23 protein-coding genes are annotated in these 20,096 nt (G+C 46.3%); 18 read left to right on the top strand and 5 right to left on the bottom strand.

The features are described from left to right. Window positions 1–34: 34 nt before the first annotated feature. The 10 genes from L9Q39_RS10130 to pgpA all read left to right on the top strand — a co-directional run bounded on the left by L9Q39_RS10130 (window position 35) and on the right by pgpA (window position 7,680). Entirely contained in the window at window positions 35–334 is a 300-nt protein-coding gene (locus tag L9Q39_RS10130) for a YqcC family protein (protein WP_237485552.1), read from the top strand. Further along, entirely contained in the window at window positions 315–1,151 is an 837-nt protein-coding gene (gene truC, locus L9Q39_RS10125) for a tRNA pseudouridine(65) synthase TruC (RefSeq protein ID WP_435532816.1), read from the top strand. Before L9Q39_RS10130 ends, truC begins: the two co-directional genes overlap by 20 nt. A 354-nt stretch (window positions 1,152–1,505) precedes the next feature. Continuing rightward, window positions 1,506–1,955: a transcriptional regulator NrdR gene (gene nrdR / locus L9Q39_RS10120; protein ID WP_237484946.1), complete on the top strand. Its 450-nt coding sequence runs from the start codon at window positions 1,506–1,508 to the stop codon at window positions 1,953–1,955. Window positions 1,956–1,994: 39 nt separating this feature from the next. Then, on the top strand, window positions 1,995–3,095 hold the full coding sequence (gene ribD, locus L9Q39_RS10115) for a bifunctional diaminohydroxyphosphoribosylaminopyrimidine deaminase/5-amino-6-(5-phosphoribosylamino)uracil reductase RibD (RefSeq protein WP_237484945.1): 1,101 nt from the start codon (window positions 1,995–1,997) through the stop codon (window positions 3,093–3,095). Window positions 3,096–3,105: 10 nt separating this feature from the next. Continuing rightward, entirely contained in the window at window positions 3,106–3,765 is a 660-nt protein-coding gene (locus tag L9Q39_RS10110) for a riboflavin synthase (RefSeq protein ID WP_237484944.1), read from the top strand. A gap of 49 nt (window positions 3,766–3,814) precedes the next feature. Beyond that, on the top strand, window positions 3,815–4,924 hold the full coding sequence (gene ribBA, locus L9Q39_RS10105) for a bifunctional 3,4-dihydroxy-2-butanone-4-phosphate synthase/GTP cyclohydrolase II (protein ID WP_237484943.1): 1,110 nt from the start codon (window positions 3,815–3,817) through the stop codon (window positions 4,922–4,924). 205 nt (window positions 4,925–5,129) lie between these two features. Next, window positions 5,130–5,600: a 6,7-dimethyl-8-ribityllumazine synthase gene (ribH, locus tag L9Q39_RS10100; RefSeq protein ID WP_004415274.1), complete on the top strand. Its 471-nt coding sequence runs from the start codon at window positions 5,130–5,132 to the stop codon at window positions 5,598–5,600. Further along, window positions 5,600–6,067 carry a transcription antitermination factor NusB gene (gene nusB / locus L9Q39_RS10095; protein WP_237484942.1) on the top strand — a complete coding sequence of 156 codons (468 nt, stop codon included), beginning with the start codon at window positions 5,600–5,602 and terminating at the stop codon, window positions 6,065–6,067. The genes ribH and nusB overlap by 1 nt, the downstream gene beginning before the upstream one ends. 93 nt (window positions 6,068–6,160) lie before the next feature. Beyond that, window positions 6,161–7,171 carry a thiamine-phosphate kinase gene (thiL, locus tag L9Q39_RS10090; protein ID WP_237484941.1) on the top strand — a complete coding sequence of 337 codons (1,011 nt, stop codon included), beginning with the start codon at window positions 6,161–6,163 and terminating at the stop codon, window positions 7,169–7,171. Then, entirely contained in the window at window positions 7,168–7,680 is a 513-nt protein-coding gene (gene pgpA, locus L9Q39_RS10085) for a phosphatidylglycerophosphatase A (RefSeq protein WP_237484940.1), read from the top strand. Before thiL ends, pgpA begins: the two co-directional genes overlap by 4 nt. A 96-nt stretch (window positions 7,681–7,776) precedes the next feature. Here pgpA and L9Q39_RS10080 read toward each other — a convergent pair whose 3' ends face one another. Beyond that, complete coding sequence (locus L9Q39_RS10080; protein WP_237484939.1) at window positions 7,777–8,019, bottom strand: hypothetical protein; 243 nt, start codon at window positions 8,017–8,019, stop codon at window positions 7,777–7,779. A gap of 632 nt (window positions 8,020–8,651) precedes the next feature. Next, on the bottom strand, window positions 8,652–9,485 hold the full coding sequence (gene purU / locus L9Q39_RS10075) for a formyltetrahydrofolate deformylase (protein ID WP_237484938.1): 834 nt from the start codon (window positions 9,483–9,485) through the stop codon (window positions 8,652–8,654). A gap of 273 nt (window positions 9,486–9,758) precedes the next feature. Here purU and yoaA point away from each other — a divergent pair, with 273 nt between their 5' ends. From yoaA to rnd, 6 genes are all read left to right on the top strand, one after another. Then, window positions 9,759–11,696 carry a DNA repair helicase YoaA gene (yoaA, locus tag L9Q39_RS10070; protein ID WP_237484937.1) on the top strand — a complete coding sequence of 646 codons (1,938 nt, stop codon included), beginning with the start codon at window positions 9,759–9,761 and terminating at the stop codon, window positions 11,694–11,696. 37 nt (window positions 11,697–11,733) lie between these two features. After that, window positions 11,734–12,435: a tRNA (adenosine(37)-N6)-threonylcarbamoyltransferase complex dimerization subunit type 1 TsaB gene (gene tsaB, locus L9Q39_RS10065; protein ID WP_237484936.1), complete on the top strand. Its 702-nt coding sequence runs from the start codon at window positions 11,734–11,736 to the stop codon at window positions 12,433–12,435. Window positions 12,436–12,490: 55 nt separating this feature from the next. Beyond that, window positions 12,491–12,802: a chromosome partitioning protein ParA gene (locus tag L9Q39_RS10060; RefSeq protein ID WP_237484935.1), complete on the top strand. Its 312-nt coding sequence runs from the start codon at window positions 12,491–12,493 to the stop codon at window positions 12,800–12,802. 12 nt (window positions 12,803–12,814) lie between these two features. Beyond that, entirely contained in the window at window positions 12,815–13,681 is an 867-nt protein-coding gene (locus tag L9Q39_RS10055; RefSeq protein ID WP_237484934.1) for an alpha/beta hydrolase, read from the top strand. A 90-nt stretch (window positions 13,682–13,771) separates the two neighbouring features. Further along, window positions 13,772–15,481 carry a long-chain-fatty-acid--CoA ligase FadD gene (gene fadD, locus L9Q39_RS10050; protein WP_237484933.1) on the top strand — a complete coding sequence of 570 codons (1,710 nt, stop codon included), beginning with the start codon at window positions 13,772–13,774 and terminating at the stop codon, window positions 15,479–15,481. A 75-nt stretch (window positions 15,482–15,556) separates the two neighbouring features. Then, window positions 15,557–16,675 carry a ribonuclease D gene (gene rnd, locus L9Q39_RS10045; RefSeq protein WP_237484932.1) on the top strand — a complete coding sequence of 373 codons (1,119 nt, stop codon included), beginning with the start codon at window positions 15,557–15,559 and terminating at the stop codon, window positions 16,673–16,675. A 71-nt stretch (window positions 16,676–16,746) separates the two neighbouring features. On the opposite strand, the gene minE is transcribed toward rnd, so the two are convergent. Genes minE through minC form a run of 3 tightly spaced genes read right to left on the bottom strand, consistent with a single transcriptional unit; the run spans window position 16,747 to window position 18,509 of the window. Continuing rightward, window positions 16,747–17,010 carry a cell division topological specificity factor MinE gene (minE, locus tag L9Q39_RS10040; RefSeq protein WP_237485551.1) on the bottom strand — a complete coding sequence of 88 codons (264 nt, stop codon included), beginning with the start codon at window positions 17,008–17,010 and terminating at the stop codon, window positions 16,747–16,749. A gap of 2 nt (window positions 17,011–17,012) precedes the next feature. Next, window positions 17,013–17,825: a septum site-determining protein MinD gene (minD, locus tag L9Q39_RS10035; RefSeq protein WP_237484931.1), complete on the bottom strand. Its 813-nt coding sequence runs from the start codon at window positions 17,823–17,825 to the stop codon at window positions 17,013–17,015. Between the two features lie 21 nt (window positions 17,826–17,846). Continuing rightward, window positions 17,847–18,509: a septum site-determining protein MinC gene (gene minC / locus L9Q39_RS10030; protein ID WP_237484930.1), complete on the bottom strand. Its 663-nt coding sequence runs from the start codon at window positions 18,507–18,509 to the stop codon at window positions 17,847–17,849. A 236-nt stretch (window positions 18,510–18,745) separates the two neighbouring features. On the opposite strand from minC, the gene L9Q39_RS10025 reads away from it, so the two are divergent. Both L9Q39_RS10025 and L9Q39_RS10020 read left to right on the top strand, forming a co-directional pair. After that, window positions 18,746–19,021, top strand: coding sequence for a YcgL domain-containing protein (locus L9Q39_RS10025; protein WP_237484929.1), 276 nt, complete (start codon window positions 18,746–18,748; stop codon window positions 19,019–19,021). Window positions 19,022–19,057: 36 nt separating this feature from the next. Further along, a complete protein-coding gene (locus L9Q39_RS10020; protein ID WP_237484928.1) occupies window positions 19,058–20,035 on the top strand; it encodes a lytic murein transglycosylase in 978 nt (325 codons plus the stop codon). Window positions 20,036–20,096 lie beyond the last annotated feature (61 nt).

Raw genomic sequence — 20,096 nt, 5'->3', positions numbered from 1 at the left:
TTTCATCTTTGCATCTCAACTTCCCTCATCGACCATGAAAGCGCATATAGAACAACTCAAACAGCTGTTGATTGAACACAAACTGTGGCAATGGCACGCCCCCGATCTTGAACGACTGCAGAGCCAGCAACCGTTTGCCGTGGACACATTGCAACCGGAACAGTGGCTACAGTGGATTTTTATTGCGCGTATCGAGGCGTTGATAGCCGCGGGAGCGCCTTTACCTAACGGTTTTAGTATTGCGCCTTACTTTGAAGAAGTGTGGAAGCATCAACCGGATTATCAACCCATTATTCAGTTACTGACCCAAATTGATGAGCAAGCCCATGACTGACACACCATTAATCGACGTCGAACCATTAGAGATCATCTTTCAAGATGAGTACTTTGTGGCCGTGAATAAGCCAGCGGGCATGTTAGTGCATCGCTCTTGGTTGGACAGACATGAAACGCGTTTTGTTATGCAAACCCTCCGCGATCAGATTGGTCAGCATGTTTTTCCTTTGCACCGTTTAGATCGCCCAACGTCTGGGGTGCTGTTGTTCGCTTTATCCAGTGAAATCGCGGCGACTGCTGCACCGATGTTTGCAGAACACACCATTGAAAAAACTTATCATGCGATTGTTCGCGGTTGGGTAGAGGAAGCCGCCGTATTGGATTATCCCCTCAAGGTCGAACTCGATAAAATCGCGGATAAACAGGCTAAGCAGGACAAAGAAGCCCAATCGGCAGTGACGGCGTATCGTCCTATCGCAAAGGTAGAAGTGCCTTTTTCGACCGGACGTTTTGCTACCAGTCGTTATGCGATGTTGGAAATGAAACCGACGACAGGGCGCAAGCACCAATTGCGTCGTCATATGCACCACCTAAGTCACCCGATTATTGGCGATACCACCCATGGAGATGGTAAGCACAATCGTTTGTTCAGAGACCATTACGATGCGAGACGTTTGTTGTTGCATGCGTCAAGTTTGCGCTTTACTCACCCTTATAAGCACACGGAAGTCGTGCTAAGCGCCTCATTTGATCCGGTATGGATGAAACTGATGCAAGTGTTTGATTGGTTGGATTGTATACCCAAGTTACCTCAAGATGCGAGGCTCAGCGAGATTTGCTTGGTTTGTGGACAAGGCAACGATTCGAAGATTTAGTGGTTCTAAATAAAGAGTCGTTAACGCCGGCCACGAGCCAAGCAAACTCGCCCGAAGGGAGGACCTAGATGACTTTATCTCGGCGTCAAATATGCTTGAAAGGATTCACCATTCCTTCACATCTTTTCCTTGATATAAAGTCATCTAGGTCCTCTGAACTCTGCATCTTGAGGTAACTTGGGTATAACGATATTGCTGAATATTTGCGCTAGGATGGATAGTACGACAAATCCTTGATTTCTAATTGAGTTGAATTTCGCTAAACTGTGGCAACCTTGCTTTGCCGGCTGACTGTTGTGACAGGGTCAAAAGCAAGTATCAAACGCATCAGAGGCGATTACTTTAGGAGGTGTTATGCATTGTCCCTTTTGTTCTGAAAATGACACAAAAGTTATAGATTCGAGACTTGTTGCTGACGGACATCAAGTAAGACGCCGTCGTCAATGTTTGGCGTGTAGCGAACGATTTACTACGTTTGAAACCGCAGAACTCGTGATGCCAAAAGTGATCAAGTCAAACGGCAATCGAGAACCGTTTGATAAAGACAAAATGGTAGGCGGCATTCAGCGCGCATTAGAAAAGCGCCCAGTGAGTGCAGACTCCATAGAACTTGCGATTAGCCATATTGAGTCGCAACTGCGTGCGACAGGCGAGCGAGAAGTGCCGAGTGAGATGATAGGCAACCTAGTGATGAATCAGCTAAAAGAGTTGGATAAGGTTGCTTATATACGCTTTGCTTCTGTTTATCGCAGCTTTGAAGATATTCGAGAGTTTGGTGAAGAAATCGCCAAATTGGAAAGCTGATCTTAGACTCAAATCTAGCAACGCTAATAGGTAAAGGGAATGACACAATTTAGCCCGCAAGATTATCAGATGATGAGCCGCGCTATTAAGCTGGCTTATCGCGGACGTTTTACCACTACCCCAAACCCTAATGTCGGCTGCGTCATCACCAAAGAAGGTGAGGTCGTGGGCGAGGGCTATCATTTTAAAGCGGGTGAACCGCATGCTGAAGTTCATGCTCTCGCTATGGCGGGGAGTTTAGCGCAGGGTGCGACCGCATATGTCACTTTAGAACCCTGCTCTCACTATGGTCGAACGCCGCCTTGCGCCAAAGGCTTAATTGATGCCGGCATCAAGAAAGTCGTCTGTGCGATGAGTGATCCTAATCCTCAAGTCGCTGGACAGGGCTTTGAGCTACTGCGACAAGCCGGCATTGAAGTTTCAGTCGGTTTGCTTGAAGACGAAGCGCGCAAACTCAATCGAGGTTTCCTTAAAAAAATGGAAACCAAGATGCCTTTTGTTCAGCTTAAAATGGCGGCCAGTCTTGATGGTCAAACGGCGCTAGCCAATGGACAAAGTCAGTGGATTACCGGACCTGAAGCGAGGCGTGATGTGCAGTTATTTCGCGCCCAGGCCAGTGCCATTCTCTCCACCAGTCAAACGGTGATTGAGGATGACGCATCATTGAATGTGCGATGGAGCGAACTGCCCAACTCGGTCACTTCAGTCTTGAGCGAACCACAGCTTAGACAGCCCAAACGCGCTATTCTTGATACTCACTCACGATTAACGCCTTTGCTGAAACTTTATCAAGCCGGAGGCGAGATTATTCATATCTCTCCTTCTCAGGGCGAGATCAACGCGCCGATATGTGAAGGCAAAGTGGATCTGAATTGGACATTAAAGACGCTAGCGGATGAGCATCAAGTCAATCATGTTTGGGTTGAAGCTGGTGCGACGTTAGCCAGTTCGATGATCAAACAGCAATTAGTCGACGAGCTGATTATCTATTTAGCACCTAAGCTAATGGGAGCCGATGGGCGAGGTTTAATTGGCGCTTTGGGTTTGACATCGATGCAGGATGTTATTGACTTAGAGATAGATGATATTCGTTTGGTTGGGCAAGATATTCGTATTATTGCCAGACCGGTTTATAAGTAGAAAGAGCACGATGTTTACAGGAATTATTGAAGCAGTTGGCACCCTCAAAGCCATCATCCCTACAGGTGACGACATTAGTATTCAAGTCGAAGCGGGTAAACTCGATATGAGTGATGTCAATTTGGGCGACAGTATTGCCACTAACGGCGTTTGTCTAACAGTGACTTCGTTCACCGATACGACTTACACCGCCGATCTTTCGGTTGAAACCCTAAATAAAACCGGCTTCGCCCAGTATAAAGTGGGCGACAAGGTAAATCTTGAAAAGGCGATGTTACCGACTACACGTTTTGGTGGTCACATCGTTTCTGGTCACGTTGATGGTGTGGGTGAAATTATTGAACGACAGCATCTTGGTCGCGCCATTGAGTTTTGGGTGCAAATGCCAGAAGAAATCAGCAAATATGTGGCTGAAAAAGGATCCATCACGGTAGATGGTATTAGTCTTACCATCAATGCGTTAAGAAAAAATGCGTTTAAACTGACCATCGTTCCTCACACCACGGAAGAAACCACCATTGACCAGTTCCAAGTCGGTCGCAAGGTGAATCTTGAGGTCGATGTGCTTGCTCGTTATATGGAACGCTTGCTGCAAAGTCAGGCTGAATCGAGTCAAACCGCAGAGTCTCGCTTAACTATGGAATTTCTACAACAAAACGGCTTTGCGTAAGCGCAAGCGCGATTTGTTGATAATAAGTACAGAATAATAGGAACACGTTATGCCAATTAGTACGCCTCAAGAAATTATCGAAGATATTCGACTAGGAAAAATGGTCATTCTGATGGATGACGAAGATCGTGAAAACGAAGGCGATCTTATTATGGCTGCTGAGCATGTGACGCCAGAAGCGATCAACTTTATGGCGACGTATGGCCGCGGTCTTATCTGCTTGACCATGACTAAAGAACGTTGTGTTTCTTTGGGTTTGCCGCCTATGGTGCAAGATAACAATGCCCAGTACACGACCAATTTCACTGTCTCAATTGAAGCGGCGGAAGGTGTGACCACCGGTATTTCTGCGGCGGATCGTGCTCGTACGGTTCAAGCTGCGGTCGCGAAAGATGCGAAAGCAGTGGATTTGGTACAACCGGGTCATATCTTCCCGTTGGCTGCGCAAGATGGTGGTGTATTAACTCGCGCAGGTCACACCGAAGCTGGTTGTGATCTGGCAAAACTCGCTGGTCTTGAGCCAGCGTCGGTGATTGTCGAAATTTTGAATGATGACGGCACCATGGCACGCCGTCCTGATCTGGAAATTTTTGCAGAAAAGCACGGCATCAAGCTAGGCACCATTGCCGATCTTATTGAATACCGAAATAATACAGAAACCACGATTGAGCGCGTGGCGGCCTGTCATCTACCCACAGAATTTGGTGATTTTGAGCTGGTGACTTTCCGTGACACGATCGATAACCAAATTCACCATGCGCTGTGCAGTGGCGATTTATCAAAGGGAACGCCGTTAGTACGCGTTCACTTGCAAGATACATTTACCGATATTCTGCACTCTAATCGCAGTTCTGATCGTAGCTGGTCACTAGAAAAAGCCATGAGCCGTATCGCTCAAGAGGGCGGTGTATTGGTCATCTTAGGTAATGAGGAGTCGACCGACCTTCTTGTTCACAAGATCAAGATGTTTGAGCAGCAAGACAAGGGTCAAGCACCGACAATGGCAAAGAAACAAGGGACTTCTCGTCGCGTCGGTGTTGGTTCTCAAATTCTTGCGGATCTGGGCATTTGTGAAATGCGCCTACTCTCTTCAGCAGATAAAAAATACCACGCGTTAGGTGGCTTTGGTTTGACTGTGACTGAGTATGTGACTCAATAAGATTCCCATATTAAGGCGCTCGGTTTCTAGGGCGCCTAGTTTTCCAAAATTCGATAGAGTCAGTCTTGTCAGTCGGAAATTCGCTAACGGGCAGGACAATTGGAATTACTGGGCTTTGGCGTCAGTTAACGCTAGATATTAATAATTGACTTGTGCTAGAATCCGGCGATTCACGCGCGATGAACATAGTTTAAAAGGATAGGATATGAAAGTTATCGAGGGTGGCTTCCCAGCACCAAACGCAAAAATTGCTATTGTTATTTCCCGTTTCAATAGCTTCATCAACGAGAGTTTACTCTCTGGTGCTATCGATACTTTGAAACGCCACGGCCAAGTAAGCGAAGACAACATTACGGTTGTACGTTGCCCTGGTGCCGTTGAATTACCGCTTGTTGCTCAACGTGTAGCAAAAACCGGCAAGTTCGACGCCATTGTATCTCTGGGTACAGTCATTCGTGGCGGTACGCCACATTTCGACTATGTTTGTAGTGAGTGTAATAAAGGTCTTGCACAAGTGTCTCTGGAATATAGCCTACCAGTAGCCTTTGGTGTATTGACTGTTGATACCATAGATCAAGCTATTGAGCGTGCCGGAACCAAGGCTGGTAATAAAGGTGCAGAGGCTGCACTGAGCGCGCTTGAAATGATCAACGTTCTTTCTGAAATCGATTCCTAATGGGGGCCAGTGTGAAACCAGCCGCACGTCGTAATGCACGTCAATTTGCTTTGCAAGCTATCTATTCTTGGCAAATTACCAAAGAAAATGTCGCGACTGTTGAAGAACAGTTTTTATCAGGCGGCAAGTATGATGAAGAAGAGCATCATGCAGCAGAGCCAGCGCTAACTGCACCAGAAACTGACGTTGTATATTTCCGTGATCTACTGACGGGTGTTGTGTTGAATCACACAGAACTAGACAGCAAGCTACGTCCATATGTGTCTCGCCCTATGCAAGACCTAGATATGATGGAACTGGCTTTACTGCGCCTAGCGATGTACGAAATGACACGTCGTGAAGACGTACCTTACAAAGTGGTGATTAACGAAGCGATTGAACTCGCTAAATCATTCGCAGCGGAAGATAGTCATAAGTTTGTGAACGGTGTACTTGATAAAGCCGCGCCACACGTACGTAAAAAGTAATAACAAATCCAAGTTTCATTGTTAAAAAAGGTCAGCATCATGCTGGCCTTTTCTATATACTCTGTGACACCTTTTTAAGCCAAAGTCTTTAAGATGTCTGGTGAATTTAGTTTAATCGATCAATATTTTGCCCACCAACAAGCTTGTCGACCCGATGTGATTCTTGCACAGGGAGACGATTGCGCGGTGGTTCAAGTTCCTGCGGGGCAGCAAGTCGCTATCAGTACCGATACTTTGGTAGCGGGCACCCACTTTCTCCATAATGCCGACCCGGCGATGATTGCGCATAAAGCGTTAGCGTCGAATATCTCTGATCTCGCCGCCATGGGCGCGCAACCCGCTTGGGTTTCTATGGGAATCTCTCTACCAGAGGTCGACCATGATTGGCTGAAAGCCTTTTGTGACGCCTTTTTCAATCTTGCCGACTACTACGGTATTCAGTTGATTGGTGGCGATACCACCAAAGGTCCTCTCGTTATTACATTAACGGTTCAAGGCTTGGTTCCAGCGGGTGAAGCGATGACTCGCTCTGGTGCTAAGGTGGGCGATCTGGTGTATGTTACGGGTCATTTGGGCGATGCGAAAGCGGGCTTAGATGTGATTCTGGAAACTCACCAACACTCCAACAAAGCGTTGAATAACACCTTATTGGAGCGCCATTTTCTGTCATCGCCAAGGGTAGCGGCGGGGCTGCAACTTAGGGGATTAGCCTCAGCGGCGATTGATATTTCAGATGGTTTGGTGGCGGATTTAGGTCATATTTTGAAACGTTCAAATGTTGGAGCCGATCTTTATGTCGACCAACTGCCGGTGTCTCAAGAGCTTAAACAGTTTCTCGCAAGCGAGGAAGCGTGCTACCGCTACGCATTGACCAGTGGTGAAGAGTACGAGTTGTGTTTCACTGCCCCCAAGCAGCATGCCCAACAGATCCGAAGCCTATTAGCGGACACCCCTTTTACTTGTATTGGTGAAATCACAGAGCGTGGTGAGATTCATCTTTATCAGCAACAACCCACTCAACAGTCTATTCAACAACAATCTACTCAACAACAACCTATTCAGTGGCAACTGGACGGTTTCGACCACTTTAAGGCGAACTCATGACGAACCCATTAACGCTTATTTCTCTCAAAAACCCGTGGCATCTTCTGGCTACCGGGTTTGGTAGCGGTCTATCACCAGTCGTTCCCGGCACAATGGGAACTCTGGCGGCAATCCCATTTTATCTGTTATTGATACAGTTACCTTTCTGGCTTTATTGTGTGGCGGTGGTAGCAAGTTGTATTGTCGGTATCAAGATTTGCCAAGTGACGTCTGATGATATGGGCGTTCATGATCACGGCTCGATTGTTTGGGACGAGTTTGCTGGCTTTTGGATCACCATGGGCGTGGTGCCGTTACTGGGAATTTCTGCCTATGATTGGAAATGGTTAGCGACCGGTTTTGTCCTGTTTCGCTTTTTCGATATGGTGAAACCTTGGCCGATTGGCTGGTTGGACAAACGGGTTCATGGTGGCTTGGGTATTATGGTCGATGATATTGTTGCGGGTGTGATGGCGGCGATTGCGCTGTATTTTGTTGCTTGCTATGCGGGTTGGTTACCTACTAGCTAATCACCCAATAGCTAATCAGGGTAAGTATACGACTTGCTCAAAGGGATTTAACGAAAAGGTCTACTGGATAAACAGTAGACCTTTTTTTGATTAACGTTACTTCATTGCATATCTAGGTGTTACTCGGCAGCATCGTTGCACTTCGTCTATTGAGAGGGAGACTGAGTGGGTATGATAGCTATCGCCACTTTTCCAAACCGTTTCGCCAAAGATCTGACAAAGCTCAAAGTCTGAGATATCGCCTTTCATTTCTTTATAAGCTACTGCTGAGGTGATCTTATGGACTAGAGCATCGGGGCAGGATTCAACCCGCCAACGACTCACTTGAATATCCGGCAAAGCACACTCCTTGTGGTCACGTTTTAATCATACAATACCCTAGCAGTAAGATGGCTAAGGATCAAGCAGATCGCCGATAAGATCAGCTTGGTACTAATACAAATGAGTTAAATGGAACCAAATATTATGTTGCATTTGTCTGGCAATTGGCGAAATTTTATCGTGATTAAGTGGAGAAGTGGCGTTTTTATAGAGTATTGTAATATGACACTTTTAAGACGTAGTAAAAATGGCTTATAGGAACAATTTTGTAACAATAACAAGATTATAGCCATTAGTTTAGAGAGGGCATTAACTTAATGGCAGCACTTTTTAGCCGATAAGCATCTGGATTTATGCGGGCACAGTGCTTGGAGCGATGACAGTGAAGAAAGCGATAAAAACACAACGAATGAGAAATGGCGGTGTGACAATATGTTGAACATAAGCCAATACATAATGATCCAGTATTGTAGTCGGTGAGGGTTAAAAGCTAACCTATGACTTGCATGTTTGCAGAGGAAATTGCCCCGTGTTAAGGGGCAGTTTCCTATCGACTATTCGTATCTATCAACTATTTGCATCTATCAACTATCAACTATCAGCATCTATTGACGATCAGAATCTATCGAAGAGTAGGATCTACCGAATATTTAGAGAATAACGGTTTTGTTACCGTAAACGAAAACGTGGTCATTGACGACTTTATTGAGCGCTTTTGACAGTACGTTTTTTTCAACATCGCGACCCGCCTGAGCCATATCTTGAGCGCTAAAGTTATGGTCAACTGGAATCACATCCTGTTTGATGATGGGGCCTTCATCAAGATCATTGGTAACGAAGTGCGCCGTCGCGCCAATAATTTTCACCCCACGGTCAAATGCTTGCTGGTATGGCTTAGCGCCAATAAAAGCAGGTAAGAAGCTGTGGTGGATGTTGATGATTTTGTGGTGATACTTTTCAACAAAGCCCGGTGTAAGAACTCGCATGTATTTCGCTAATACCAGATAGTCAGCTTGATACTGGTCGATAACTTCAAGCATTTTCGCTTCGTGTTGTTCGCGGCTAAGGTCGACGTGAGAGACACAGTGATAAGGGATGCCAAACTTTTCAGTGAGATCTTTAAGGGTATCGTAATTGCCGACAACGGCAGCAATTTCGACATCCAAGCTTCCATCGAAGTTTTTCATTAGGATATCACCCAGGCAGTGCGCCTCTTTGGTGACTAAGATAACAATGCGCTTACGATCGGAACTGACAAGTTTGCGCTTAGTCCCTGCGGGTAGCGCTTGGTCTAAGTCCGCGAGTAAGGTGTCATCATTGAAGTAACCTTGTAGCTCGGTACGCATAAAAAAGTGGCCGCTGGCGTTATCCACAAATTCATTGTTGTGTACGATATTGAGCTGATGTTTATAACAAATATTGGTAATTTTTGAGATTAGACCTGGCGCATCGCTGCAGTGGGTCAGCAAGGTTTTCTTTTCCATGATTGACTGCTTCCGTGAAATAAAAAAGTATCATCACCCTGACGATTTGAATATTGATTAGAGGAATGGCAAGGGGCGATGAATATTGACTGTTCTTTTTAATCTATTCTGGCTAATGTTTCAACACAATAAGCGGGATTAAAACAGGGATTTATTCACTCAAGTGATTTTGTAGCAAAATGACCGGCAAGCTCACCTCGGGCCAAATCCATGATCTAATTCGAGTCCAAACTAAGGTATACTTCGCCGACACCAATAATCAGAACGATGCTAATGGCTTCTAATGCAATAAAAAAAGCGTTTGCTGAACAAGGGGCGCTCGGACAAGTCATCCCCGGCTTTCAACCTCGACAACCTCAGTTAGATATGGCGGCGGCGGTAGAAAATGCCATTAACAACGACAGCCAACTGGTGGTTGAAGCGGGTACCGGTACTGGTAAAACTTTCGCGTACTTAATTCCAGCGCTGCTGAGCGGTAAAAAAACCATCATTAGCACCGGTTCTAAAAACCTACAGGAACAACTGTTCCATCGCGATTTACCCTTGATGGTGGAAGCGCTCAGTTATTTTGGTCAGGTATCCTTGTTGAAAGGGCGCTCAAACTACCTCTGTCTAGATCGATTAAGTCGTCAGATGGTGGAGAGCCACACTACCGAGACGCAAAATGATTTATTGGCGCAACTTGTCAAAGTCAGATCTTGGTCTTCGGAAACCAAATCTGGTGATTTAGGCGAATGTGATGCCATCGCCGAAGACAGCCCCATTATTCCCACCATTACCTCAACCAATGACAATTGTTTAGGGAAAGAGTGTCCGAGCTACGAAGATTGTTTTGTCAATAAAGCGAGAAAGCGCGCCCTTGATTCCGATGTGGTGGTGGTCAACCATCACCTATTCTTGGCGGATTTAGCGATCAAAGAGACGGGCTTTGGTGAGCTTATCCCTGAGGCTGAAGTGTTTATTTTTGACGAAGCGCACCAGATCCCAGATATTGCGAGCCAATATTTTGGACAGTCTATTTCGAGTCGTCAGATGCAAGATCTCGCCAAAGACATTGAAATCGGCTATCGCACTGAAGCTAAAGATATGCGTCAATTGCAAAAAGCGGGCGAACGGCTTTCCCAAGCCGCGATGGATACCCGATTGCTCCTCGGTGACACCGGCTTTCGGGGCAATTGGCGTGATGCTATTGCGTCCACCAGTATTGCTCATCAGATGGAGCGATTGCTTGATGCGATTGATCTGGTGATTGAGGTGTTGAAACTGGCACTTGGACGCAGCCAACTATTGGATACCGCCTTTGAGCGAGCGACGTTAATCAAAGGTCGTTTGGAGCGCGTCTGTGATACATCGATTACTGGCTATTCGTATTGGTATGACACCAGTCCCCGCCACTTTAGCCTACATATCACACCGCTTTCGGTGGCGGATAAATTCCATGAACAGGTTGAAACCAAAGGCGGCGCATGGATTTTTACGTCCGCAACCCTCGCCGTATCGAATGACTTCGGACACTTTACCTCGCGTCTTGGATTGACACCTACGCAGCAGTTTTCTCTGCCAAGTCCGTTTGATTATGGCAATCAAGCGCGTATGTGCGTGCCCCGTTATTTACCGGAGCCAAACCATCCAAGCATGGCGGCGAAGTTAGTGGAGATGTTAGCGCCGGTGATTGAACACAACCAAGGTCGCTGTTTTTTCCTCTGTACTTCACATCAAATGATGCGCGATCTGGGGGAGCGATTTAGAGAGCGCTTGAGTCTGCCGGTATTGCTACAAGGTGAAACCAGCAAGCAGAAAACCTTAGCGGAATTTATGGAATTGGGTAATGCGTTACTCGTAGCAACCGGTGCCTTTTGGGAAGGCATCGATGTTAGAGGAGATACGCTAAGCTGTGTTATTATTGATAAATTACCCTTTACCGCGCCCGATGACCCACTATTAAAGGCGCGAATCGAGGATTGCCGACTTCAAGGTGGTGAACCTTTTGCTGAGGTGCAGGTGCCAGACGCCGTGATTACCCTCAAGCAAGGGGTTGGACGTTTAATACGCGATAAAAATGACCGTGGTGCGCTGATTATTTGCGATAATAGATTAGTGACCAAAGAATACGGCGCCACTTTCTTGGCCAGTTTACCCCCGATCCCAAGAACCCGAGATTTGGGTACAATACAAGAGTTTCTACAGCATCCGGTAACGGATGAGCAATAGTAATTATGAGCAATAGCAATAACGTATAGAGAATACGATGACAGATAAAATTCTAGCCATTGATACCGCAACCGAAAAGTGCTCAGTGGCATTACTGATTGGCGATAAAGTCACGACTCGCAGTGAACTTGCCCCTCGAGACCATACAAAAAAAGTGCTGCCTATGGTCGATGAACTGCTTAAAGAAGCTGGTCTAACCTTATCAGAGTTAGATGCGCTGGCATTTGCGCAAGGACCGGGCAGTTTTACCGGTGTTCGTATCTGTATTGGTATCGCCCAAGGTTTGGGTTTTGGTGCCGATCTGCCCATGATAGGGGTCTCAACCTTAAAAGCGATGGCGCAAGGTGCTTATCGCGAACAAGGCGCGACTGCGGTTGCCAGTGCCATTGATGCACGAATGAGTGAGGTTTACTGGGGTCGTTATATCCGCGAGGACAACGGTGATTGGGCATCCTTTGATGCGGAATGTGTGATCCCACCTGCGACACTGGTTGAGCAGATGGAGCAAGATCAACATTCATGGTTTACCGCTGGAACGGGTTGGGACGCCTACCAAGACACATTGACTTCACTGCCGTTGGCATTAACGGCGTCGGCGGTCAATTATCCAGAAGCGCAGGATATCGCTTTCTTGGCACAATTCGAGTTGGCAAAAGGCAACACGGTGTCAGCGGATCAAGCCTCGCCTGTGTATCTGCGTGATACCGTGGCGTGGAAAAAGTTGCCCGGTCGCGAATAACACAATAGAGCCTAGCGGGTATTGCCGTTAGGCTTAAGATTCTAGAGTAGTCATTATGGTCTCGATTCAAGGTTTACCTAGCGTCCCAACGCAACGTAAAACCAATAAAACGAATAAAGCCAGCAAGAACGCTGTCGCACAAAGCAGCACGGTTCAGCAATCCAATGCCACTCAAGTGAGCAAAGTGGCTCAGGCTGTGTCGACTTCCGTGCAGCAGATGTCTGAGGCGGATATTCACAAGGCGCGTTTGCAGTACGACTTGCCAGAAGGTCGTTCTAGAAAAGCGCTGGAAGAATATATGAGTGTGATGAATCGCGCCAAACGAGAAGAGCTAGAAGCACTTCTTGGCGTCGACCTCTATATCTGATTGAGAAATCGTATGTGGCAACACAAAGAGCTCGCCTTGTCGCAGCATCAATCCATTGCTTACCTTGAATGGCTTCCTCAGCAACCGGCGGTTCATACGCTGGTTTTTATTCATGGTTGGATGGACAATCTCGCCAGTTTTCATCCTTTTCAATCCTTGATTGCGGAACACGGTGAAAATTGGCGTGTGATTATGCTCGATCTACCGGGGCATGGGCACTCTAGCCATAAGAGCGACAGCAATTATTACCACTTCTTTGATTATATTGACGACTTAGCTCAGGTTTTGGACAAGATTCAGGCGGTTAAGCCCGTTTTGATAGGTCACTCACTTGGTGCTTTGATTGCAAGTTGCTATAGTGCCTGCTTTTCAGAATCGGTCGCGGGATTGGTTCAGATTGAAGGGCATTTCCCGATAGCAGAAGACGACAGTCATGTGGTTGCTCGCCTTAAATCATCGATTCAAAGTCGCAAACAATGGCGCAGTAGCGAAACAAAGAAGCTGCCCAGTTTTGAGATGGCGGTGCAAATGCGTATGCGGGCGACAAAATTGGATTGCGACACGGTGTCGCCCATTGTCGAGCGTGATGTTATCTGGCGTTCCGATACGCAAGCTTGGTACTGGCGACATGATAGAAGACTTAAGTGTGAATCCATTTATCGCATGACCCCTCAACACTCAAAGCAACTAATGGCGTCGGTCACCGTTCCTCATTTAGTGATTTTGGGTCGGCAAGGTTATCGCCAGTTGCAACAGACGCAATATTTAGAGTTATTAACACGGGCGAATATTGTCTATGTCGATGGTGACCATCACTGTCACCTTGAATCGCCATGGCCGGTATTTGAACAAATACTGACGTTAGTTAACAAAATTTAAACAACTGTTTGGGTCTTTTGTGCCACAGTATTTATGCTGTGCAAGAACAATAAAAAAGTGACACAAAGACCTGTTACCCAAGGAGTACCCATGGCAGATAAACCGTGGCTTTCACGATACCCAAGCGACGTGCCAGAGCAAATTAATCCGGACCAGTATCTTTCACTGGTCGAAATGTTTGAACAATCGGTTCACAAGTTCGCAGACCAGCCCGCTTTCGTTAATATGGGCTCGGTGATGACGTTCCGTAAACTTGAGGAGCGCAGCCGCGCATTTGCTGCTTATTTGCAAAATGACCTCAAGCTCAAGAAAGGTGACCGAGTCGCCATCATGATGCCAAACCTGCTGCAATATCCCATCGCTTTGTTTGGGATCCTTCGCGCCGGTTTGATAGCGGTTAACGTTAACCCTCTTTACACCCCACGAGAGCTAGAACATCAACTAAATGATGCTGACGCTAAAGCGATCGTGATTGTTTCTAACTTCGCTAATACGCTTGAGCAAGTGGTCGATAAGACGCCCATTAAGCACGTCGTATTGACCAGCCTTGGTCAGATGTTGCCGAGAGCAAAAGGCACGGTGGTCGATTTTGTCGTTAAGTATGTGAAAGGTATGGTGCCAAAGTATGACCTGCCGGGCGCGATCTCTTTTCGAAAAGCCCTGCGTAAAGGTCGTAGATTACAGTATGTAAAACCCTTTATGTCTGGTGATGATATTGCGTTCTTGCAGTATACCGGTGGAACAACGGGCGTCGCTAAAGGGGCGATTCTCAGTCACCGCAATATGATTGCGAACGTAATGCAAGCCAAGGGCAACTATGCCCCCGTTTTGCATGAAGGTCGCGAGATGATTGTGACGGCATTGCCGCTTTATCACGTGTTTGCACTGACGGTTAACTGCTTGTTGTTTGTTGAAATGGGTGGTCAAAACCTGTTGATTACCAATCCGCGTGATATTCCAGCCTTCGTTAAAGAGCTGCAAAAGTACCCATTCACTGCGATTACGGGAGTGAACACCCTGTTTAACGCCTTACTCAATAATGAAGATTTCCATGAGTTGGATTTCCGCGGTCTTAACCTCTCTGTGGGTGGTGGTATGGCGGTGCAGCGTGCGGTTGCAGAACAGTGGAAAAAGACTACTGGCGGCATACTGTTAGAAGGCTATGGTTTGACGGAGTGCTCTCCGCTTGTTGCCGCTTATCCTCATGATCTTGACGCCTATAATGGTTCCATTGGATTGCCGGTTCCCTCGACCGAAGTGCGTATTGTGGATGAAGAAGGCAACGTGGTCGGCAATGATCAAGTTGGTGAACTGCAAGTCCGAGGTCCGCAGGTCATGCAAGGCTACTGGCAGCGTGCAGAGGCAACCAAGGAAGTCATTGATCAGGATGGTTGGCTCTCCACCGGTGATATCGTGAAGTTCGATGAAGAGGGCTTCTTGCATATTGTTGACCGCAAGAAAGATATGATTCTGGTTTCTGGCTTTAACGTTTACCCTAATGAAATTGAAGATGTGATTGCACTCAATGACAAGGTGCTTGAGGTTGCCGCAATAGGTGAACCTCATGAAGTTTCGGGTGAATTGGTTAAGGTCTATGTGGTGAAAAAAGACAGTTCGTTGACCAAAGAAGAAGTGATCGAACATTGCCGCAAGCACTTGACCGGCTATAAAGTCCCTAAGCGGGTTGAATTTAGAGAGGACTTACCGAAAAGTAACGTTGGTAAAATCCTACGCCGTGTATTGCGTGAAGAAAACGACGCAAAACTAAGCAAATTGTCACAAAGCACTGACGCTCATTAACTCGCCGTTACATTTAGTGATACAATGCCAGCCTAACCGCTGGCATTGTATTTTGACTGGTCAAAGAGAGATTACGTGAATTATCAAATAATAACCGACAACAGTGACCTTGCCTCTGTCTGTGAGCAAGCCCGTCAAGCCGATGTAATTATGCTGGATACGGAGTTTGTTCGCATCCGTACTTTTTATCCTAAGCTTGGACTGATCCAACTTTATGATGGTCAGACTCTGTCGCTTATCGACCCTTTGACCATTACTGAGTTTGAACCTTTTGTCGAACTGCTCAAAGACACATCGGTGATGAAAGTCTTACACGCATGTGGTGAAGATCTGGAAGTCTTTTTCAATGAATTTGGCACGATGCCGACCCCCATGATTGATACTCAAATCATGGCGGCGTTTTTGGGCTTTGGTTTATCGACGGGCTTTGCTGCTCTGGTGGATAACTATCTCAATGTTGAACTGGATAAAAGTGAATCAAGGGCTGACTGGGTGGCAAGACCGCTAACGGATAAGCAGCTAGATTACGCCGCTGCCGATGTGTTCTATCTCTGGCCTTTGTATCATCAACTGCAAGCGCAACTGGATGAAAAACAGTGGACGGAAGCAGCATTGCAAGAGTCACAAATGCAAGCAAACAAGCGTGGCAAAGCCCCCAATGTTCAGAACGCTTACTTAGATATTAAGGGCGCGTGGCAGCTGTCACCAAAGCAGCTTGCGATCTTAAAGCCGTTGGCTAAATGGCGGGTCAAAGAGGCGTTAAAGCGTGATTTGGCGTTAAATTTTGTCGTTAAAGAGCAAGACTTGTGGAATGTGGCTCGTTTTGGTCTGAAAAAACCGCAGCAGATGGAAGAGCAGGGCATGGACCCAAGAGCGATTCGTCGCCATGGAGAACGCATTGCGAGTATAGTGAAAAAAGCTCAGCAGACTCCTGAAGCAGAGTACCCAGAGAAAATAGAGCGTTTGATGGATTTTCAGGGCTATAAACAGATTTTTAAGTGTTTGAAAGATGCCGTTAAACAAGTCTCAGAAGAGACAGGTCTTGCGACGGAATTTTTAGCGTCTAAGAAACAGCTAAACCAATATTTGTCATGGATCTGGAAATATGATCGAAGTGAAGAGAAAACACCGGATGTGATGCAAAGCTGGCGACTTGAACTCTTGGGTCAAAAACTTGAGAAAGCGATGGATTAGTGTCTTGTTCATAGACAAACAAAAGGGCTCAAATGAGCCCTTTTGTTTTATTTTCGATGGGATAAGTTCGGTTACTTATCGTCTTCAGGTAGTTGGATGTTAAGTTCCAACACCGAAATATCATCATCTTTGTGTTCAAAAGTGAGATCGACCATTGATGGATCAACATCGACATACTTGCCAATGGCAGCCAAAATATCTTGCTTTAGCTGAGGCAAATAGGAAGGAGAAGGCGAACCACCGCTACGACGTTCTGCAACGATAATCTGTAGTCGTTCTTTTGCTAGGTTTGCAGAGCTCTTTTTCTGCGGTCGAAAAAATTCTAGTAACGACATCATTATCCCCCAAATAGACGTTTAAAGATCCCTTTCTTTTCCTCAGTAAGGAAGCGAAAGTCTACTTGTTCTCCCAGTAGGCGCTCAACCGTATCGGAATAAGCCATACCTGCGTCAGATTCGGTATCAAAAATAACCGGCACACCCTTGTTGGAAGCATTGAGTACTGCTTGGCTCTCAGGAATCACACCCAATAGAGAAATATGTAGGATATCTTCAACGTCTTGTACAGAAAGCATTTCACCAAGGTTGACACGACCCGGGTTATAGCGAGTCAAAAGTAGGTGCTGCTTAACCGGCTCAAGACCCTCTTCAGAGCGACGAGACTTAGAGTCCAAAATACCAAGGATACGGTCTGAGTCACGCACAGAAGAGACTTCTGGGTTCGTGGTCACAATGGCTTCATCGGCAAAGTAAAGTGCCATTAACGCACCTTGCTCAATACCCGCTGGTGAATCGCAGATAACAAAGTCAAAGCCCATCTCATCCAGTTCATCCAACACTCGACGTACACCTTCATGAGTCAGTGCATCTTTATCGCGGGTTTGTGAAGCGGGTAGAATGAACAGATTTGCGTTGCGTTTGTCTTTGATAAGCGCCTGATTAAGGGTAGCTTCACCATTAATCACGTTGACAAAATCATAAACCACACGACGTTCACAGCCCATAATTAGGTCAAGGTTACGTAGACCGATATCGAAGTCGATAACCGCGGTTTTCTTGCCTTTGAGTGCAAGGCCAGATGCGATTGCCGCACTAGAGGTGGTTTTACCTACGCCACCTTTTCCTGACGTTACAACAATAATGCGTGCCATTATTCGTTTTTCCTTAGTTATTTATATTGTGAGAATATCAAAGCGTAAGGTGCCGTCTGTCAGTCCAAACATGACCTTTTTACCCCAATATTCACTTTCAATTTGATCACTGAGCCAGTAGTGTCCAGCAATTGAAACCAGCTCTGGTTGTAAATCGTTACAAATTATCTTGGCTTCGGTTGAGCCACTGGCGCCCGCTATCGCCCGTCCACGCAGTTTGCCATGGATATGTATCGTACCATCGGCGATTACCTCTGCGCCCGCACTGACATGGTTTAGGATCACCAAGTCGCGATCCTTGGCATAAATTTGCTGTCCCGAGCGAACCGGAGAACGGACAATCTGTACCGGTTCCATCTTCGCTGGTGCCACAGCGGGTGCTTTGCTCGCTGTCATGACGGCAAGTCCAGCTTCCGATACCAATGTTTGGGTTCTTTTGTCCTTGCTGCCAGCGACGCCGACCGGGATCATGCCTAGTTCCTCAATACCTAACTTCAAAGCGAGAAAGTCGATATCTGACTCTACTTGGGTAATGTTAAGAACAACGGGGGCATGAGCAAAAAAAGCAGGCGCTTGTTCGATTTTTTGTTTTAAAAAATGAACCGCATTAGAGACATCGTTGTCAGAAAGATGCAATACCGATAGGGTAAAGCTACTGCCTTTCAGATCTGGATTTTGGGACATTAATGAACGCTTCCTTGTGCCTAAGAGGTTACTTTTTATTTCTGTTTCAGTTGTTGCCAAAAGGCACTGAAAGCCGCTATGTTACGTACAGCGGATAGAGTGAGTCATGTTATCTATCAACACTAGACTCGGCAAGCTATCTTGTACGTAAAAGGTACTTAAACCTCAAATTTTTGATCCACAAAACCGCTGTCGCCAGCATTGACGAAAATAGCGGTCAAATAAGAGACATTTTCATGCTTTGTTCCATATATAAAAGCGCAAAAAAAGAAGGGGCTTACCTCTACATTGCCAAAAAAGATGACTTCTCTCCGGTTCCGGAAGCCTTGATGGAGACCTTTGGCAAAGCAACCTTAGTGATGGTGGTGAATTTAGCCAACAGAGAGTTAGCACAGGTTGATGTAGTGAAGGTCAAGCAGTCGATAGAGGAGCAGGGCTTTTTTCTACAATTACCACCACCAACTGAAAACTTACTTGATGAATACAAACAGCGAAAAACGCAGCAACAATAGTTAACGCTGCAAATTTCGTTTTACAGGGAGAATAGGGTGAAGAAATTATTGTCAGTAATGCTAGGTGCAGCGCTTTCTTTAAATGCGTTTGCAAGTGACAAAGGCACCTTTGATGACTACGTTAATGGACTGAAACAAGAAGCGAGAGAGCAGGGGATCTCTGAGTCCATTCTTTCCGAGGCGTTTCAAGGGGTAGAGTTTAAACCCCGCGCTGTAACGGCAGATAGAAACCAGCCAGAGAAAAAACTGACGCTTGATGAATATATCCCCAGAGCGGTACCCGATTGGAAAGTAAAACAAGCCAAACAACTGTACCAACAACACTACAGCGACCTAAAGCGCATTGGTGATGAGTATGGCGTACAACCGAGGTTTATCGTTGCCCTATGGGGTGTTGAGAGTAACTTTGGTAAGTTCACTGGCAATTACCGCGTGATTGATGCGCTATCGACCCTTGCCTATGAGGGACGTCGTGAGGCGTTCTTCCGCAAAGAGGCGCTAGCCGCTTTGAATATTCTGCAACAAGGTCATATTTCACCGGATAAGATGAAAGGTTCTTGGGCCGGCGCAATGGGGCAGTGTCAATTTATGCCGAGTTCGTTTTTAACTTTCGCGGCTGATGGTAATGGCGATGGCAAAAAAGATATCTGGAACACCAAAGCGGATGTGTTTGCGTCCACAGCTAACTACCTTTCAGGCTCAGGTTGGGATGAAAACTACACTTGGGGCAGACAGGTAAAAGTACCAGCAGGTATCTCCCCAGAGTTGCAGGGTCGTGAAGCAAGCAAAGGTAAATTTTTAGCGGAGTGGTCTAAATTGGGTATCACTCGCTATGACGGCAGAGCATTACCAACCCTAGATGAAGACATCAAAGCTTGGCTTATCATGCCGGATGATGATAACGGTCGTAGTTATCTAGTGTATAACAACTACAATGTGCTGATGCGCTGGAATCGTTCGTACTACTTTGCCCTTGCGGTGAGTCACTTAGCTGACCGTATCGTTATGGATTAGTCGTGATGGCGTTGGTTAGAAAATAAAACGGGCAAGATAAAGAAAAAGGCGAGAGAGTATC

The organism is Vibrio hippocampi, assembly GCF_921292975.1.
Classification (GTDB): Bacteria; Pseudomonadota; Gammaproteobacteria; order Enterobacterales; family Vibrionaceae; genus Vibrio; species Vibrio hippocampi.
This window is presented reverse-complemented; position numbering and strand designations above follow the sequence as displayed.

Bases quoted from the DNA above. Each gene is read 5' to 3' on its own strand.
- L9Q39_RS10130 (WP_237485552.1), top strand. From the start codon at position 35: ATGAAAGCGCATATAGAACAACTCAAACAGCTGTTGATTGAACACAAA.
- truC (WP_435532816.1), top strand. From the start codon at position 315: ATGAGCAAGCCCATGACTGACACACCATTAATCGACGTCGAACCATTA.
- nrdR (WP_237484946.1), top strand. From the start codon at position 1,506: ATGCATTGTCCCTTTTGTTCTGAAAATGACACAAAAGTTATAGATTCG.
- ribD (WP_237484945.1), top strand. From the start codon at position 1,995: ATGACACAATTTAGCCCGCAAGATTATCAGATGATGAGCCGCGCTATT.
- L9Q39_RS10110 (WP_237484944.1), top strand. From the start codon at position 3,106: ATGTTTACAGGAATTATTGAAGCAGTTGGCACCCTCAAAGCCATCATC.
- ribBA (WP_237484943.1), top strand. From the start codon at position 3,815: ATGCCAATTAGTACGCCTCAAGAAATTATCGAAGATATTCGACTAGGA.
- ribH (WP_004415274.1), top strand. From the start codon at position 5,130: ATGAAAGTTATCGAGGGTGGCTTCCCAGCACCAAACGCAAAAATTGCT.
- nusB (WP_237484942.1), top strand. From the start codon at position 5,600: ATGGGGGCCAGTGTGAAACCAGCCGCACGTCGTAATGCACGTCAATTT.
- thiL (WP_237484941.1), top strand. From the start codon at position 6,161: ATGTCTGGTGAATTTAGTTTAATCGATCAATATTTTGCCCACCAACAA.
- pgpA (WP_237484940.1), top strand. From the start codon at position 7,168: ATGACGAACCCATTAACGCTTATTTCTCTCAAAAACCCGTGGCATCTT.
- purU (WP_237484938.1), bottom strand. From the start codon at position 9,485: ATGGAAAAGAAAACCTTGCTGACCCACTGCAGCGATGCGCCAGGTCTA.
- yoaA (WP_237484937.1), top strand. From the start codon at position 9,759: ATGGCTTCTAATGCAATAAAAAAAGCGTTTGCTGAACAAGGGGCGCTC.
- tsaB (WP_237484936.1), top strand. From the start codon at position 11,734: ATGACAGATAAAATTCTAGCCATTGATACCGCAACCGAAAAGTGCTCA.
- L9Q39_RS10060 (WP_237484935.1), top strand. From the start codon at position 12,491: ATGGTCTCGATTCAAGGTTTACCTAGCGTCCCAACGCAACGTAAAACC.
- L9Q39_RS10055 (WP_237484934.1), top strand. From the start codon at position 12,815: ATGTGGCAACACAAAGAGCTCGCCTTGTCGCAGCATCAATCCATTGCT.
- fadD (WP_237484933.1), top strand. From the start codon at position 13,772: ATGGCAGATAAACCGTGGCTTTCACGATACCCAAGCGACGTGCCAGAG.
- minE (WP_237485551.1), bottom strand. From the start codon at position 17,010: ATGTCGTTACTAGAATTTTTTCGACCGCAGAAAAAGAGCTCTGCAAAC.
- minD (WP_237484931.1), bottom strand. From the start codon at position 17,825: ATGGCACGCATTATTGTTGTAACGTCAGGAAAAGGTGGCGTAGGTAAA.
- minC (WP_237484930.1), bottom strand. From the start codon at position 18,509: ATGTCCCAAAATCCAGATCTGAAAGGCAGTAGCTTTACCCTATCGGTA.
- L9Q39_RS10025 (WP_237484929.1), top strand. From the start codon at position 18,746: ATGCTTTGTTCCATATATAAAAGCGCAAAAAAAGAAGGGGCTTACCTC.